Genomic DNA, 14269 nt, shown 5'->3' with positions numbered 1-14269 from the left:
CCCTCCGTGCGAGGTTCTCGTCAGTGCGGCCGCCGTCGCCGGCGACTACGCGCCGTGGGTCGGGAAGCTGGGGAACGGCGAGGTCCGGTGGCACGCGTCGTGCTTGTCGCCCGGAATGCAGACCGGCCAGCCCCAGCTGGTGTTCATCGCCGTCACCGAGGTGCCCTGACCGGCCGGAGCCGTCTGCTGCGGACCGGCCGCCTGCACCCCCAGGAACGCCAGAACGCCGATACCCATGACTGCGAGAGTGCGAGCTGTCTTCATCGGTGAATCCCCAGGTCTTACTCGTGCGCCGGCCTCTCGACCAGGCGCTTCAGGTCTCTTTCCCAGCTAGAGGGTCGCAGGGGGTGTGCACGGAGGACCAGAGCGTTCGGGGATCATAAAGGTGACGCCCAACAGGGGAGGGATGGATGAACCGGCCCATTTCGGGCATGCCAGATCGCGCCGAGCGCGCAGCTCCGTCTCCACGGCTGGACGAGCGGGCCCAGTCGCTCTACGGCTGGGTCGTACGCAGCGGACACATGGAAGCCGCGTACGTCGGCACGGCCGCCACCGAGCTGGGCCTGGAGCCGGCCCACTGCCAGGACGCCCTGGACACGCTGGCCGCTCTGCACCTCCTGCGCCCGCACGAGGAGCATCCGGACCGGCTGGTACCGGTCAGCCCGGAGGCCGCGACCGCCCAGCTGCTGGGGGCGGAGGAGGCGGAGCTGCGGGCCGCCGAGGCCGCGATCCGCGACCGGCAGGCCAGGCTCGACCAGCTCAAGGCGGACCTGTCCACCCTCAGCCCGCTCTACCTGGACGGCCGCGACCGTACCGCCGGCGCCTTCCAGCTACTGGAGGACATGCACATGGTCCGGGCGGCGCTGAGCGACGCCGTGGCCAACTGCACCCTGGAGGTGCTCGCCATCCAGCCCGGCGGCGGCCACCCGGAGGCGGCGCTCTACGAGTCCCTCGCCCGGGACACTGCGATGCTCAACCGCGGCGTGCGGCTGCGCAGCATCTACCAGCACCTCACCCGTTTCCACCAGCCGACTCGTTCGTACGCGGATGTGATCCTCGCCGCCGGCGCGGAGATCCGCACCCGTGCCGAGGTACCCAGTCAGATGATCATCGTCGACCGGCTGACCGCCTTCGTCCCGGCCCGTCTGGAGACGGGCGGGGCCTTGGTGGTCCGCGAGCCGTCGATGGTCGCCTTCCTGATCAAGCTCTTCGACAACGAGTGGGGCCAGGCCGTCCCGTTCGCCACCGGTCCGGCCGCCGCCCGCACCGTCTCCGAAGCGGTCAAACACACCATCGCGACACTCCTCGCGGACGGCGTCAAGGACGACGTGATCGCCCGCAGGCTCGGAATGTCCACCCGAACCTGCCGGCGCCACATCGCCGAGCTGCTCGAACAGCTCGGCGCCCAGAGCCGCTTCCAGGCCGGCGCACTCGCCGAACGCCTGGGGCTGACCACCCCGGACCGCCCACTCGACACCACCGAACCCGACGACGGCGCCGACGCGCCGGCCACCGCATGACCCACCCCGACGGGCGTGCGGCGGTCGACTGCGCCAGACGCTAGCCCAGCCACCGGCCAGGACGTACGTGTCCCGGGCGGAATCGTTCACAACTGCGCTCCCGGACGTCCGGACGGGCAGAATCCCTGCCCGTCCGGCCTCCGGGCGGCACGCACCGTGGCACCCCGGCCACGATTCGGTGGATCCCTCATCTGCGTGTAATGTTCTCCGGGTCAGCAGGCGCCGCTAGCTCAGTTGGTTAGAGCAGCTGACTCTTAATCAGCGGGTCCGGGGTTCGAGTCCCTGGCGGCGCACAGCGGATTCAGGGCCTTCTCACTTCGGTGGGGAGGCCCTGAGTCGTTCCCGCCGTCGTTCCCGCCGTCGTTCCCGGCTACGGGCGGGCGGGCTCGGCGCCGAGCCACCAGGTCGGGTTGGCGGTGCCGTCCGTGGTGCGGCCGTCGCGGTGGACGTAGTGCCGCACGTCACGCCCGGGCTCGGCGAACTCACCGTTCAGGGCGCGCTCCAGCCACTCGGCGGCGAACCGGAAGACCTCGGCCGCCACGCCGCCCAGCGGGTGGAACTCGTCCTCGTAGACGCGCATCTCCTTGGGCGCGCGGATCAGCTCGAAGCCGGCCAGCGCCTGTTCCAGCTGGGTGAGCTCGTCGAACTCGCCGATGCCGTACAGGACCGGGCAGGCGATCTCCCGGACCAGGTCGCCGAGCGGCATACGGGCGACCAGCTCGCGGTCGAAGGCGTCCTCGTCGGTGTAGCCGGCCATGAACATGTAGTTGTTCTTGAAGGTGGGCTGGGCCCGCTCGAAGATCGTCCGGAAGTCGCCGGTGACGGCCTCGAAGGCGGCCAGCGCGGCGATCCGGCGGTCGGTGGCGGCGGCGCGGGAACCCCAGTAGCCGCTCATCGAGATGCCGAACATGCCGATCCGCGCCGCGTCGACCTCCGACAGCGAGGCCAGGTGGTCGACGTAACGGCCGATCGCCCGCTCGTAGTTGGCCAGGTCGACGGTCAGCCCGTTCGCCCGGGTCTCGCCCTGACCCGGGCCCTCGATGGACAGGGCGACGATGCCGCGCGAGGTGTAGTACCGCTCGGCCGCGTAGATGTAGTCCTCCTTGATCATGTCCATCCCCGGCCCGAGGATGACCGCGGGGGCGCCCTTCACCTGGCCGGCCGGCAGGTGCAGCAGGCCGAAGATCTGGCCGCCCTCGAAGTCCAGGACCACCCGGCGCACCCGGTCCCCGCGCAGCGCGCCCAGGCGCCGCACGCAGTGGTCGGCGTGCTCGCGGAACGCGTGCTTGCGCGGGTCGGCGGCGTCGAAGATCGAGTACTGGGCCCGGCCCCACATCACGGCCGCCCGCACGTACAGGTCGGCGGCGGTCTGCGCGAAGCCGCCGCTCTCGTGGTGGGCGGCGCGCTCCTCGGCCTGTCCGGCCACGGTGGCCCAGGCCTTGGGGAGCATGGCACCGCTGCGCACCAGCTCGAAGACCTTGTCGAAGTCGGTGTGGTCGTGACCGAGCTGCTCCAGGGTGCCCTTGGCCTGGGGGTGCAGGGCGTCGAAGCCGCCCTGGGCCAGGGCGATGTCCAGGGCCCAGCTCTGGCCGGTGGATCGTGTCGTCATGAGGTGTCCTCGCTTCTTGCCTCGCCGGGTCCGGCGCTATTGCTAAGTACTTCTCTATTAAGTACTTAGGCTAATCTGGTGTCAAGCCCGCCTCACCGGCCCCCAGGAGACCCCGTGACCGACGCCGAACCGGACCGCCCCCGCGCCCTCGACCAGCTGGCCCGCGCCGCGTACAGCCTCAGCGCCGCCGACGCACGGCTGCGCGGCCGCGCCACCCGCACGCCCGGCGCCCTCTCGCTCACCCACGCCCGCGCCCTGCGGGTGCTCGCCGAGGACGGCCCGCTGCCCGTCAACCAGCTGGCCGCCCGGACCGAGACCACCGGCGCGGCGACCACCCAGCTGGTCAACGGACTCGCCGAGGCCGGCTACGTCACCCGCGAACGCCACACGAGCGACAAACGCTCCGTCCTCGTCACCCTCACCGCGACCGGACGCGGACGCCACGACGAACGCCAACAGGCCCTGGCCGACGCGCTGTCCGAGGCTCTCGGCCACATCGACACCAGCACGCTCGACGCGGCCACCGACGTCCTGCGGCGACTGGCGGGCATCTACGACGCGCTGTAGCCGCCGCCCGCGCGCGACCCCCGCGCGCGCCCCGTTGCGCAGCGGCCGCCGGTGCGTCAGGTTGGTCCCCGGCACGCCTTGATCGGTGCCGGAGACCAGAGTTGACTACGCATCAGAATCGAGGCCGAACCATGGCTGTGAAGATCCTGCTCGTCACCGGGGACGCGGCGGAGTCGTTGGAGGTGTTCTACCCCTACCAGCGGCTGCGCGAGGAGGGCTACCAGGTCGACATCGCGGCACCGGCGAAGAAGAAGCTGCAGTTCGTGGTCCACGACTTCGAGGACGGCTTCGACACCTACACCGAGAAGCCCGGCTACACCTGGCCGGCCGACCTCGCCTTCGCGGACGTCGACCCGGCCGACTACGCGGCACTCGTCATCCCCGGCGGCCGGGCCCCCGAGTACCTGCGCAACAACGCCGAACTCCAGCGCATCGTCCAGCACTTCTTCGGCGCCGAGAAGCCGGTCGCGCAGATCTGCCACGGACCGCAGATCACCGCCGCGGCCGGCGTGCTGACCGGACGCCGGACCGCCGCCTACCCCGCGCTGGAGCCGGACGTCGCCGCGGCCGGCGGCACCTACCAGGACGGCGAGGCGGTCGTGGACGGCGTCCTGGTCTCCGCCCGCGCCTGGCCGGACCACCCCGCCTGGCTGCGCGCGTTCATCGAGATCCTGCGGACCAAGGCCCCGGCCTCCTGAATCCTGCCTCCCCCGCCTCCCGTCTCCCCCGTCTCCCGCTTCGCGAACCGCCGGTCTGCCTGCCCGACTTCGGGCAGGCGGGCCACCCACCCGGGCCGGCCGGACCCCGCCTGGATAGCCTGACGATCCATGACCCTCACCACCGCACTGTGCTCCTTCGCCCTGGTCGTGGGACTCCTCACGCTCACCCCCGGCCTGGACACCGCGCTCATCCTGCGCACCGCCGCACTCGGCCGGCGCCGCCGGGCCTGGGGTGTCGTCCTGGGCATCCAGACCGGCACGCTGCTCTGGGGCTCCCTCACCTCGCTCGGCGTGACCGCCCTGCTCACCGCCTCCCGTCTCGGCTATGACGCCCTGCGGCTGGGCGGCGCCTGCTACCTGCTCTGGATGGGCGCCCGGATGCTCTGGAACACCCGGCAGCGCGTCCCCGCCGACACCACCACCCCAACCGACGAGGCGCCGACCTCCGACCCGGACTCCTGGTCGGCCGGCTGGCGCCAGGGCACCCTGACCAACCTGCTCAACCCCAAGGTCGGCGTTTTCTACGTCGCCGTCCTGCCGCAGTTCATCCCGGCCGGGGCACCGCACTTCACCACCGGCGTGCTGCTGACCTGCGTGCACGTCACGCTGGGCCTGCTCTGGTCGACCGTCCTGGTCGGCTTCGCCCAGGCGCTCCGGGCGCGACTTCAACGCCCGTCCGCCCGCAGGGTGCTGGACCGGATCACCGGCACCGCGATCATCGCCTTCGGCCTCCGGCTGGCCGCCGACCACTGAGCGCCGGCGCCGCCGCGTCCGGCCCGCGGGTCGGCGGCCCCAGCAACCGATTCGGAGTTCCGCCGCTGATCAGGTAATGTTCTCCGCGTTGAACAGGCGCCGCTAGCTCAGTTGGTTAGAGCAGCTGACTCTTAATCAGCGGGTCCGGGGTTCGAGTCCCTGGCGGCGCACAACAGACTTCGGGCTCCTCCGCTTCGGCGGGGGAGCCCGAAGTCGTTTCCGGCGCACACCGGTCCGTAACGGGTTGATCACACCGCCCACCCATCGACGGCGGCGCTGCCAGGCTGCACGCACCACCCAGCCCTCCTCTCCCGCCGGAGCAGCCGTGACGAAGCCCCCGAAGCCCCCCAAGCCCAGCTTCCAGCCGCAGTGGACGACGCCGGTCGGCCCGCCGCCGCGCCGGCCCGGCATGCCCAAGGGCGCGAAGGTCTTCCTCGGGATCGTCGGCGGGCTGGTCCTGATCGGCAGCTGCGGCGCCGCCTTCGGCAGCGACAAGAGCGACACGGCGAAGACCGTCACCGCCTCCACCCCCGCCTCCCCGAAGGCCCCACCCACCACCGCACCCCGACCACCGCCGCACCCGCCCCGCGCCCAGCACCGCACCCAGCACCGCACCCGCAGCCATACCGGCGATACCGACCCAGGCCCCGACCACCGCCGCAGCCCCCCGGCCGACCACCCCGCCGCCGACCCCCGCCCCCAGAAAGCCGACCCCCACCCCGTCCCACACCACCGCGAGCACCACCACCGGCGGCAGCGGCGGGACCAGCGGCGCCGACACCACCCCGACGGCCCCGGCCGCCGCGCCACCGGGAATCATCATGGCGCCGAGCGGCAACTACTACCGCGCCGGCGAGTTCTGCCCCAACGCCGACGCCGGCCTCTCCACCCTCGACGCCCAGCACCGCACCATCACCTGCAAGCTGATCAGCGGCCGCGAACACTGGGACTACTGAACGCACCGCGCCCGGCGACCGGCCCGTGCCCGCCGTGGCGGCTACCGCGACCGCCAGCGTGGCTCGGGGTCGGTCGATGTGGTGCTACAGACCACCGACTTGCCGTCCACGGCAGTCGTGGTCGCTCCCAGGTGGCTGCAGAACTCCCCCGCCCGGACACCCGTTTCCGACCTCGAGGGCGTGGCGACGGCGGTCACGCTCGCACTGGTGATGACACCGTTGCCGACGTCGTACGTCCCGGCGTACACCTGCGTCCCACCGGAGGCCAGCGTGGCGGTGAGACGGACGGACACAGCCGAGCCGGACACGCCGACGATCTGCACGTCATCCCGAACCGTGTCCGCGAAGCCGGCCACGAACGCGGAGTAGGACGGGCTCAAGTTCTCCCCGCCGAGGGACCAGGCGGTCGCGTAGTCGTGCGAGTTGATCGCCGCGAAGTACGCGCCCACCACAGCGGAAGCACTATCGGGCACGGTCGGCGTAGGTATGACCGTGGAAGTCGCCGTCGGGGTGACCGTCACCGTTGCGGAGGGCTGAGCCGCGGTGACGGTCACCGTGGCCGGACCGGCTGCGGAGGAGGACGGGGCCGCGACCGTCGCGGACGCGGAGGATGCCGCTGCGGGCGCGACGGGCTTGCCGCCGGATGTCCCGCACGCCACCAGCACGATCACGGGAAAAGTCAGCACTGCCGCGGTCCTTCGCCGCACGGTCACCACCGCCTGTCGCGTGCGTGCAACCCGGAACCCCCATCTCCAGGTTCACGCTCCAGCGCCACCACCGCCCGACGATCTTGCACTCGTCCGCCCCAGCCCCCTCCAGCCGCACCGGCCCCCGCCGCCGCTTGAGGTAGCGTCGCGCAGGACTTCGCGAGGGACAGGAGTGGCACGATGCCCAGGCAGACAGAGCCGACCCCGGGCGGCGGCGGCCGGGCCGTGCGGCTGGTCCGCCGGGTGTGGTGTCCGCAGCGGTGGTGGCACGCGTGGGTCGTGGACCTGGCGCTGGTGGTCACGGCCGGTCTCGACGCGCTGCTGAACTTCCCGCCGCCGCGCGACTGGCACTTCCTGGTGTCGCTGCTGGCGGCGGTCGTCCTGGTGGTGCGGCGACGGTTCCCGATGACCGTGCTGCTGGCCACCATGCCGGGGCTGTACGCGGGCAATGCGCTGATCGCCGCCATGATCGCGGCCTTCACGGTGGCCGGGACGAGACGCCCGGCCTGGCAGAAGGGGCTGGTCGCGCTCGCCGTGGCGACCGGCAGCTTCCTGCCCTGGCCGATCACCGCGTTCGGACAGGAGACGGTCAGCGACATCGTCCAACGCCTCATCTACGCGGCGATGCTGGGCATCGGGCCGGTGGTGCTCGGTCTGCTGGCGCAGACCCGGATGGACCTCTCCGAACGGGTCGCCGAGCTGGCCGTGCTGCGCGACCACGAGCGCGCTCTGTACGCCAAGACCGTGATCGCCGAGGAGCGCGCCCGGATCGCCCGCGAGATGCACGACGTGGTCTCGCACCAGGCGGGCCTGATCGCCGTGCAGGCCGGGGCGCTCCAGGTGACCACCAAGGATCCGCAGGTCAAGGAGGTCGCGGGGACACTGCGCAGGCTGGCGGTGGCGACCCTGGAGGAGCTGCGCAGCATGATCCTGGTGCTGCGCGCCGCCGGCGCCGGTCCCACCGAGCTGGTCCCGCAGCCCCGGCTGTCGGACCTGCCCCGCCTGGTGGCCGCGGCCGAGGTGGACGCCACCCTGCGGATCGAGGGCGAGACGCAGCGCACCCTGCCGGAGCCCGTCGAGCGCACCGCGTACCGCACCGTGCAGGAGGCGCTGACCAACGTCCGCAAGCACGCGCCCGGCGCGCGGACCGACGTGCTGGTGCAGATCGGCACCGACTTCCTGCGGGTCTGCGTACATAACGCCGCGCCGAACCAGCGGGCCGAGCGCCCCGAACTGCCCGGCGGACTGCACGGCCTGGTGGGCCTGCGCGAGCGGGCCGCCCTGCTGGACGGGACGATCAGCGCCGAGCCGGTGTCGGACGGCGGCTTCGCGGTCCGCCTCTGGCTGCCGCTGGACCGGGTACCGGCAGCGCCACACCCGGGCCTCGATCCCGCCCCCACCTCCACCTCCAACCCCGGCCTCGACTGAGCCCAAGGCCACCGCTCACCGCGTGTCGAGCACCGCGGCCGCCACCGCCTCCGGACGGTCCAGCATCAGCAGGTGCCCGGCCGGGGCGGCCGTGCGCAGCGTCCCGCCGAGCAGCTCGGCCAGCCGCTCCTGGCGTCGCAGCCAGTCCAGCGCGCGCCGCGAGCCGCTGCGGTCGTAGGCGGCCAGCACCGTGACGGGAACGTCCGGCAGCGGCGCCCGGGTGCGCAGCTCGGCGAGCTGGGCGGCGATGTCCAGGTAGTGGGTGTTCTCCAGCAGCGCCGCGGTCAGCGCCCGGCCGGGGCGGTAACAGCGGCGGACCAGCGCCGCGGGCGCCGGGTCGTGGCCCAGCACGGTGGCGTACCGCACCACCAGCCGCCGGCCGGCCGGTCCGGCCAGGTAGGGCACCGCGGCGGCGGTGAGCACTCGGCCGGTCGCCCGGGCCGTGGCGGCCCGGACGGCGGGCAGCGGACGCGGGCGCGGCGCGGGTTCGGTGCTGCCGTCGAGCAGCACCAGGCCCGCGACGCGCGCGGGGTGCAGCCGGGCGAAGGCCTCGACGTGGAAGGCCGCGAGCGAGTGCCCGGCGACGGTGCACGGGCCGGGCAGGCCGAGCGCGTCCAGGACCTGCCGGATCCGGTCCGCCTCCCGGACGAGCAGCTGCGCCGGCGCCACGGCGTGCCCGCTTCCGCTCCCGCGCCCGGGCGCGGGAGCGCTGAGGCCGTGGCCGGGGCGGTCGAAGCGGACGACGGTGCGGTGCGGGACGAGCAGCGCCGCCACCCGGTCCCAGTCGAACCAGACGCCGCCGAGCCCGCTGGTCAGGACGCAGACCGGCCCACTGCCCTCGCACACCACGTGCAGCGGTGCGCCGCCGAGCCGCAGCAGCCGGCTCCCGCCGGGGATCACCGGTGACCGCCCCGGCGATCGGCAGCACAGGCAGGAAGGCGGCGGGGGCGGCAGGTCGGCCGCGATTCGGTGGCGGACATCGACACCCACCCTAACCAGGAGCAATCGCCCGATCACGCACCTCCGCCGCAAAGCGGGACATAAGTCCCTACCGTCCGGCAAAGCCGCCCGGCACGCTGGCACGGTCCCCTCCCTTTGCCAACACTTTGCCTCTCGTCCGACTGAGCGACCGACTGAGCGACCGACCCAGGGCTCGCAGGAAAGGCTCCACCCCCGTGCCCCGACTCACGCTCCGCCGACCACGCAACCGGCCGCGCAACCGACCGCGCCGCACCGGCTGGCGCCGACTCGTCCCGACCTGGCGGTTCGCCCTCTTCGGCACCCTCGCCACCCTGCTGCTCGGGATCGGCCTCTTCGCCCTCGGCGTCGCCGTCGTCCAGGTCCCCGACGCACACGCGACCGCCACCGCGCAGAGCAACACCTGGCTCTACCGGGACGGCACGGTGATCGCGCAGACCGGCCGGACCAACCGCCAGAGCGTCCCGCTGGACAAGGTCTCGCCCGACGCCCGGCACGCCGTCCTCGCCGCCGAGGACCGCTCCTTCTACCAGGAGGGCGCGGTCAACCCGAAGGCCCTGGTCCGCGCGGCCTGGAGCACCGCCACCGGTCAGGGCGCCCAGGGCGGCTCGACGATCACCCAGCAGTACGTCAAGAACGCCTACCTCACCCAGCAGCAGACCGTCAGCCGTAAGGTGCGCGAACTGTTCATCGCGCTGAAGGTGGACGCCACGCTCTCCAAGGACGAGATCCTCGCCGACTACCTCAACACCACCTACTACGGGCGCGGGGCGTACGGCATCCAGGCAGCGGCCCAGGCCTACTTCGGGATCGACGCGGACCGGCTGAACCCCGCCCAGGGCGCCTACCTCGCCGCCCTGCTCAACGCGCCCAGCGCGTACGACGTCTCGACGGCCGGCCCGGCCGGCGAGCGCGGCGCCAAGGCGCGCTGGAACTACGTGCTGGACGCCATGGTCCAGGAGCACTGGCTCTCCGCGGACGACCGCGCCAGGGCCACCTTCCCCGAGGTCCTGAAGCCGCAGAGCACCCCGGGACTGTCCGGCCAGGCCGGCTATCTGGTCGAGGCCGCCAAGCGCTCGCTGCTCGCGCAGGGCGTCGTCGACGAGGCCGCGCTGGCCCGCGGCGGCTACCGGATCACCCTCAGCATCGACCCGGCCCGCCAGCAGGACCTGACCACCGCCGTCGCGCGCCAACTGACCGACCGCCTCGCCCCGGACCGCCGCGACAAGGACGCCGACGTGCAGGCCGGCGCGGTCTCGGTGGACCCGAAGACCGGCGCCCTCCTCGCCCTCTACGGCGGCACCGACTACACCGCGCACTACGTCGACAACGCCAACCGCCGTGACTACCAAGCCGGTTCGACGTTCAAGGCGATCGCGCTCGCGGCCGCCCTGGAGAGCGGCGCCAAGACCCAGGACGGCCGCACCATCGACGCCGCCACCGGCTACGACGGCACCAGCGGCCGCCCGGTCCGCGGCGGCACGGCGAAGCCGCCGTACGCACCGCCGAACGAGGACGACCGCAGCTTCGGCCCGGTCACCCTGCAACAGGCCACCAGCTGGTCGGTGAACTCCGCCTTCGCCCAACTCGCCCAGGACACCGGCCTGTCGACCGTCCGCGACACCGCCGTCGCGCTCGGACTGCCGGACGGCACCGGGGAGTTGCGCGCGGAGCCGGCGCTACCGCTGGGCGTCTCGACACCCAGCGTGCTGGACATGGCGGGCGTCTACGCGACACTCGACAACGACGGGCGGCAGATCACCCCGTGGATCGTGCAGTCGCTCCAACTGGGCGGCACGGGCGTCGCGTTGCCCTCCCCTCAGGTCAAGCAGGCGGTCAGCCCGGACACCGCCCGCAAGGTCACCTCGATGCTCCGGGGCGTGGTGTCGGACCCGGGCGGGACCGGCCACCGGGCCAAGGCGCTGGACCGGCCGGTGGCCGGCAAGACCGGGACCACGGACGGCAACCGCTCGGCCTGGTTCGTCGGCTACACACCGGAGTTGGTGACCTCGGTGGCGATGTTCGGCGAGCAGGCGGGTACCGGCAACCAGGTCTCGCTCTCCGGCGCGGCCGGCGGCGGCCGGGTCAACGGCGGCGGCTTTCCGGCGCAGATCTGGACCGACTACATGAAGGCCGCGCTCAAGGACCGCCCGGTCACCGGCTTCGACCCGCCCGCCGTCGACCGGCCGACCACCCCGACGAGCCCCACCGGCACGCCCGGCCACCCTGCCACCGCGACGCCCTCCGGCACAGCGACCGCGGATCCGGCCACCCCGCCGACCACCCCTCCGGCCTCCCCCGAAGCGCCGGCCCCGCCCGCGCCGCCGACCAGCCCGACCAACCCGACCAACCCGACCCGGCCGTCCCCACCGACCACCAGCCCATCACCCACCACCGCCAAGCCCTCGCCACCGCGCCCGTCCCCGCCGACCTCCAGCAGCACCCCGACCGCCTCACCCCCAGCCCCGGACGAGGACGACCCCGACCGCCTCCCGCAGTGACCTCGGCCACAGCCGCGCCGACGGCCCCCGCCGGCGCCCACCGCGCGCCGAGACGCCAGGCCGACCAACCGGTCGAAACTGGCACAATGCCCCGATGCGCAGCACATCGGCAGTCCCCCAACCCTCTCGTCGCGCCGTCGGACTCACCCTCGCGCTGATCTCCGCGTGCGCCTTCGGCGGCTCCGGCACGGCGGCGAAGCCGCTGATCGAGGCCGGCCTGTCGCCGCTGCACGTGGTCTGGCTCCGCGCCACCGGCGCCGCCCTGTTCCTGCTGCCGGTCGCCTGGCGGCACCGCGCGGTGGTCCGCCGGCGCCCGGGTCTGCTGCTGGGCTTCGGCGCCTTCGCGGTCGCCGGGGTGCAGGCCTGCTACTTCGCCGCGATCTCCCGAATACCGGTCGGCGTGGCCCTGCTGATCGAGTACCTCGGGCCGCTGCTGCTGCTCGGCTACGTCCGGCTCGTCCAGCGCCGCCCGGTCAGCCGCGGGTCGGCGATCGGCGCGGCGGTCGCCGTCACCGGGCTGGTCTGCGTGGTGGAGGCCTGGAACGGGATGACCTTCGACCCGCTCGGCGTCCTCTTCGCGCTGGTCGCGGCCTGCTGCCAGGTCGTCTACTTCGTCCTCGCGGACGCCGGCAGCCAGGGCGACAACCCCGTCAACCCGCTGGCCGTGACCGCGTACGGGCTGCTGATCGGCGCCGCCGTCCTGACCGCGGCCTGCCGCCCGTGGGAGGCCGACTGGGGACGGCTGGCCGGAAACGTGACGATGAACGGGCACCTGGTACCGGCCGTGCTGCCCGCCGCCTGGATGGTCCTGGTGGCGACGGTCCTCGCCTACCTCACCGGAGTGGTCTCGGTGCGGCACCTCTCCCCGCCGGTGGCCGGGGTGGTCGCCAACGTGGAGGCGGTGGTCGCCACCGTGCTGGCCTGGGTGCTGCTCGGCGAGCACCTCGGCGCCCCGCAGCTGCTGGGCGGCCTGCTGGTGCTGATCGGCGCCTTCGCCGCCCAACTCGGCCGCTCCGCACCGGAGCCCGCCGCACCACCCGTCGTCACGGCCACGCCCGCCGACCGCCCGTCCGACGAGCTGCACCCCTGCGCCTGAACGGCGCGGCAGGACGGCTTCTACGCCCGCGCGATCGCCTCGTGGTGGCGGATCACCTCGGCGATGATGAAGTTGAGGAACTTCTCCGCGAAGACCGGGTCGAGATGGGCCCCCGCGGCCAGCTCCCGCAGCCGCTCGATCTGGTCCCGCTCGCGCGCCGGATCGGCCGGCGGCAGCTTGTGCTCGGCCTTGAGCCGGCCGACCCGCTGGGTGGCCTTGAAGCGCTCGGCGAGCATGTGCACCACGGCCGCGTCGATGTTGTCGATGCTCTGGCGCAGGCCGGCCAGCTCGGCCCGGACGGCGTCGTCGACCCCCTCCAGGGGAGAGGTCGGGTCGGTGGTGGGCTGCTCCGTCATCGCTTCTGCTCCGGTTCGGGCGGTCCGGCGGGTGGGCCGGGGCTGGCTGGGGCTGGCTGAGGCCGAGCAAATCTAACAGGACGTCGCCCGCCGCCCCGCCCCGATTTCGGCGATCGTCCGCCATGTGGACAGCCCCTCACCCGCTCACCGTCCGCCGCACTGCGGTTGCGCTCCGTCAGGGCCGGGCCGATTCTGACCGCACGGACGCCCCCATGCCCGGCCGACCCCCGGCCGGGCCGTTCCGCTGCGAGAAAGGCCCACCCCGCCATGCCCGTGCGCGACTCCTACTCCGACGGCGCCCCTTGTTGGGCCGACCTGACCACCTCCGACCCGGCCGGCTCCCGGGCCTTCTACGGGCCGATCCTCGGCTGGGAGTTCCACGACAACGGCCCGGCCTACGGCGGCTACACCATGTGCCTCAGCGGCGGCCGCCCGGCCGCCGCCCTGATGCCGCCGCCGCCCGGCGCCGAGCAGCTGCCGACGATGTGGAACGTCTACTTCTCCACGCGCGACCTCGACGCGGTCTACGGCAAGGTCGCCGACGCGGGCGGCAAGCCGGTGATGGGCCCGCACGACATCCCGGGCGCGGGCCGGATGGCCTTCGCCTTCGACCCCGCCGGTGCCTCCTTCGGACTCTGGCAGCCCGCCGAGCACTTCGGCGCCGCGGTCATCGGCGAGCCCGGCGCGATGTGCTGGAACGAGCTCAACACGCCCGACGGTACGACGGCCGACGCCTTCTACGGCCGGCTCTTCCCCTACCGGCGCGAGCAGATCGGCGACGGCAAGGACTTCGACTACACGGTCTGGCGGCTTCCGGACGCGGGCGAGAACCCGGTCTGCGGCCGCTACCGCACCGCCGAACCGCAGCCCTTCTGGTCCACCTACTTCGCCGTGGCCGACGCCGACCGGGCCGCCGCCCAGGTCGCCGAGCTCGGCGGCCGGGTGCTGCGCGAGCCCTTCGACTCGCCGTACGGACGGATGGTGGCGTGCACCGACCCCGGCGGCGCGATGGTCACCTTCTGCAAGCTGCCGTGAACGCCACGTAGGCTGAGGGCGGCGTGACCGGAGCTGACACTCCG

The 14269-nt window shown here is 73.2% G+C and carries 14 protein-coding genes and 2 tRNA genes; 11 read left to right on the top strand and 5 right to left on the bottom strand.

What is annotated here, in order from left to right; translation table 11 throughout:
* Nucleotides 1-45 precede the first annotated feature (45 nt).
* Complete coding sequence (locus BS80_RS04920) at nt 46-237, bottom strand: hypothetical protein (RefSeq protein ID WP_035793619.1); 192 nt, start codon at nt 235-237, stop codon at nt 46-48.
* A gap of 194 nt (nt 238-431) precedes the next feature.
* On the opposite strand from BS80_RS04920, the gene BS80_RS04915 reads away from it, so the two are divergent.
* Nucleotides 432-1520, top strand: coding sequence for a helix-turn-helix domain-containing protein (locus BS80_RS04915; RefSeq protein WP_157535916.1), 1089 nt, complete (start codon nt 432-434; stop codon nt 1518-1520).
* Between the two features lie 219 nt (nt 1521-1739).
* Nucleotides 1740-1813, top strand: a tRNA-Lys gene (locus BS80_RS04910).
* Between the two features lie 77 nt (nt 1814-1890).
* Here the strand turns inward: BS80_RS04910 and BS80_RS04905 are convergent.
* Entirely contained in the window at nt 1891-3129 is a 1239-nt protein-coding gene (locus tag BS80_RS04905; RefSeq protein WP_035793616.1) for an alpha/beta hydrolase, read from the bottom strand.
* Between the two features lie 114 nt (nt 3130-3243).
* Here BS80_RS04905 and BS80_RS04900 point away from each other — a divergent pair, with 114 nt between their 5' ends.
* The 5 genes from BS80_RS04900 to BS80_RS43435 all read left to right on the top strand — a co-directional run bounded on the left by BS80_RS04900 (nt 3244) and on the right by BS80_RS43435 (nt 6124).
* Nucleotides 3244-3696, top strand: a complete 453-nt coding sequence (locus tag BS80_RS04900; protein ID WP_035793613.1) for a MarR family winged helix-turn-helix transcriptional regulator — start codon at nt 3244-3246, stop codon at nt 3694-3696.
* A 131-nt stretch (nt 3697-3827) separates the two neighbouring features.
* Complete coding sequence (locus tag BS80_RS04895) at nt 3828-4394, top strand: DJ-1/PfpI family protein (RefSeq protein ID WP_035793610.1); 567 nt, start codon at nt 3828-3830, stop codon at nt 4392-4394.
* A 129-nt stretch (nt 4395-4523) separates the two neighbouring features.
* Nucleotides 4524-5168 carry a LysE family translocator gene (locus BS80_RS04890; protein ID WP_035793607.1) on the top strand — a complete coding sequence of 215 codons (645 nt, stop codon included), beginning with the start codon at nt 4524-4526 and terminating at the stop codon, nt 5166-5168.
* A 96-nt stretch (nt 5169-5264) separates the two neighbouring features.
* Nucleotides 5265-5338: transfer RNA gene (locus BS80_RS04885), tRNA-Lys, on the top strand.
* 651 nt (nt 5339-5989) lie between these two features.
* Entirely contained in the window at nt 5990-6124 is a 135-nt protein-coding gene (locus BS80_RS43435; protein ID WP_269676092.1) for a hypothetical protein, read from the top strand.
* Nucleotides 6125-6165: 41 nt separating this feature from the next.
* Here BS80_RS43435 and BS80_RS04880 read toward each other — a convergent pair whose 3' ends face one another.
* Complete coding sequence (locus tag BS80_RS04880) at nt 6166-6810, bottom strand: CSN8/SAC3 domain-containing protein (protein ID WP_051966035.1); 645 nt, start codon at nt 6808-6810, stop codon at nt 6166-6168.
* Between the two features lie 201 nt (nt 6811-7011).
* On the opposite strand from BS80_RS04880, the gene BS80_RS04875 reads away from it, so the two are divergent.
* Nucleotides 7012-8259 carry a sensor histidine kinase gene (locus tag BS80_RS04875; protein WP_051966033.1) on the top strand — a complete coding sequence of 416 codons (1248 nt, stop codon included), beginning with the start codon at nt 7012-7014 and terminating at the stop codon, nt 8257-8259.
* Nucleotides 8260-8274: 15 nt separating this feature from the next.
* Here BS80_RS04875 and BS80_RS04870 read toward each other — a convergent pair whose 3' ends face one another.
* Nucleotides 8275-9159, bottom strand: coding sequence for an alpha/beta fold hydrolase (locus tag BS80_RS04870; RefSeq protein WP_232246362.1), 885 nt, complete (start codon nt 9157-9159; stop codon nt 8275-8277).
* A 275-nt stretch (nt 9160-9434) separates the two neighbouring features.
* Here BS80_RS04870 and BS80_RS04865 point away from each other — a divergent pair, with 275 nt between their 5' ends.
* Both BS80_RS04865 and BS80_RS04860 read left to right on the top strand, forming a co-directional pair.
* Nucleotides 9435-11738 carry a transglycosylase domain-containing protein gene (locus tag BS80_RS04865; protein WP_051966030.1) on the top strand — a complete coding sequence of 768 codons (2304 nt, stop codon included), beginning with the start codon at nt 9435-9437 and terminating at the stop codon, nt 11736-11738.
* A 94-nt stretch (nt 11739-11832) separates the two neighbouring features.
* Nucleotides 11833-12834 (top strand): EamA family transporter, encoded by a 1002-nt coding sequence (locus tag BS80_RS04860; protein WP_051966028.1) that lies wholly within the window; start codon nt 11833-11835, stop codon nt 12832-12834.
* A 20-nt stretch (nt 12835-12854) separates the two neighbouring features.
* On the opposite strand, the gene BS80_RS04855 is transcribed toward BS80_RS04860, so the two are convergent.
* The gene (locus BS80_RS04855) at nt 12855-13190 is read right to left on the bottom strand and encodes a chorismate mutase (protein WP_051966026.1); all 336 of its coding nucleotides are present in this window, start codon (nt 13188-13190) and stop codon (nt 12855-12857) included.
* A 267-nt stretch (nt 13191-13457) separates the two neighbouring features.
* Between BS80_RS04855 and BS80_RS04850 the strand changes: the two genes are divergently transcribed.
* Nucleotides 13458-14225 carry a VOC family protein gene (locus tag BS80_RS04850; RefSeq protein WP_035793604.1) on the top strand — a complete coding sequence of 256 codons (768 nt, stop codon included), beginning with the start codon at nt 13458-13460 and terminating at the stop codon, nt 14223-14225.
* Nucleotides 14226-14269: the final 44 nt, after the last annotated feature.

This window comes from Kitasatospora mediocidica KCTC 9733 (assembly GCF_000744225.1).
GTDB classification, from domain to species: Bacteria; Actinomycetota; Actinomycetes; order Streptomycetales; family Streptomycetaceae; genus Kitasatospora; species Kitasatospora mediocidica.
This window is presented reverse-complemented; position numbering and strand designations above follow the sequence as displayed.

Coding starts and splice junctions, on each gene's coding strand:
- BS80_RS43435 (WP_269676092.1), top strand. CDS start 5,990: ATGGCGCCGAGCGGCAACTACTACCGCGCCGGCGAGTTCTGCCCCAAC.
- BS80_RS04860 (WP_051966028.1), top strand. CDS start 11,833: ATGCGCAGCACATCGGCAGTCCCCCAACCCTCTCGTCGCGCCGTCGGA.
- BS80_RS04915 (WP_157535916.1), top strand. CDS start 432: ATGCCAGATCGCGCCGAGCGCGCAGCTCCGTCTCCACGGCTGGACGAG.
- BS80_RS04905 (WP_035793616.1), bottom strand. CDS start 3,129: ATGACGACACGATCCACCGGCCAGAGCTGGGCCCTGGACATCGCCCTG.
- BS80_RS04875 (WP_051966033.1), top strand. CDS start 7,012: ATGCCCAGGCAGACAGAGCCGACCCCGGGCGGCGGCGGCCGGGCCGTG.
- BS80_RS04855 (WP_051966026.1), bottom strand. CDS start 13,190: ATGACGGAGCAGCCCACCACCGACCCGACCTCTCCCCTGGAGGGGGTC.
- BS80_RS04890 (WP_035793607.1), top strand. CDS start 4,524: ATGACCCTCACCACCGCACTGTGCTCCTTCGCCCTGGTCGTGGGACTC.
- BS80_RS04895 (WP_035793610.1), top strand. CDS start 3,828: ATGGCTGTGAAGATCCTGCTCGTCACCGGGGACGCGGCGGAGTCGTTG.
- BS80_RS04920 (WP_035793619.1), bottom strand. CDS start 237: ATGGGTATCGGCGTTCTGGCGTTCCTGGGGGTGCAGGCGGCCGGTCCG.
- BS80_RS04850 (WP_035793604.1), top strand. CDS start 13,458: ATGCCCGTGCGCGACTCCTACTCCGACGGCGCCCCTTGTTGGGCCGAC.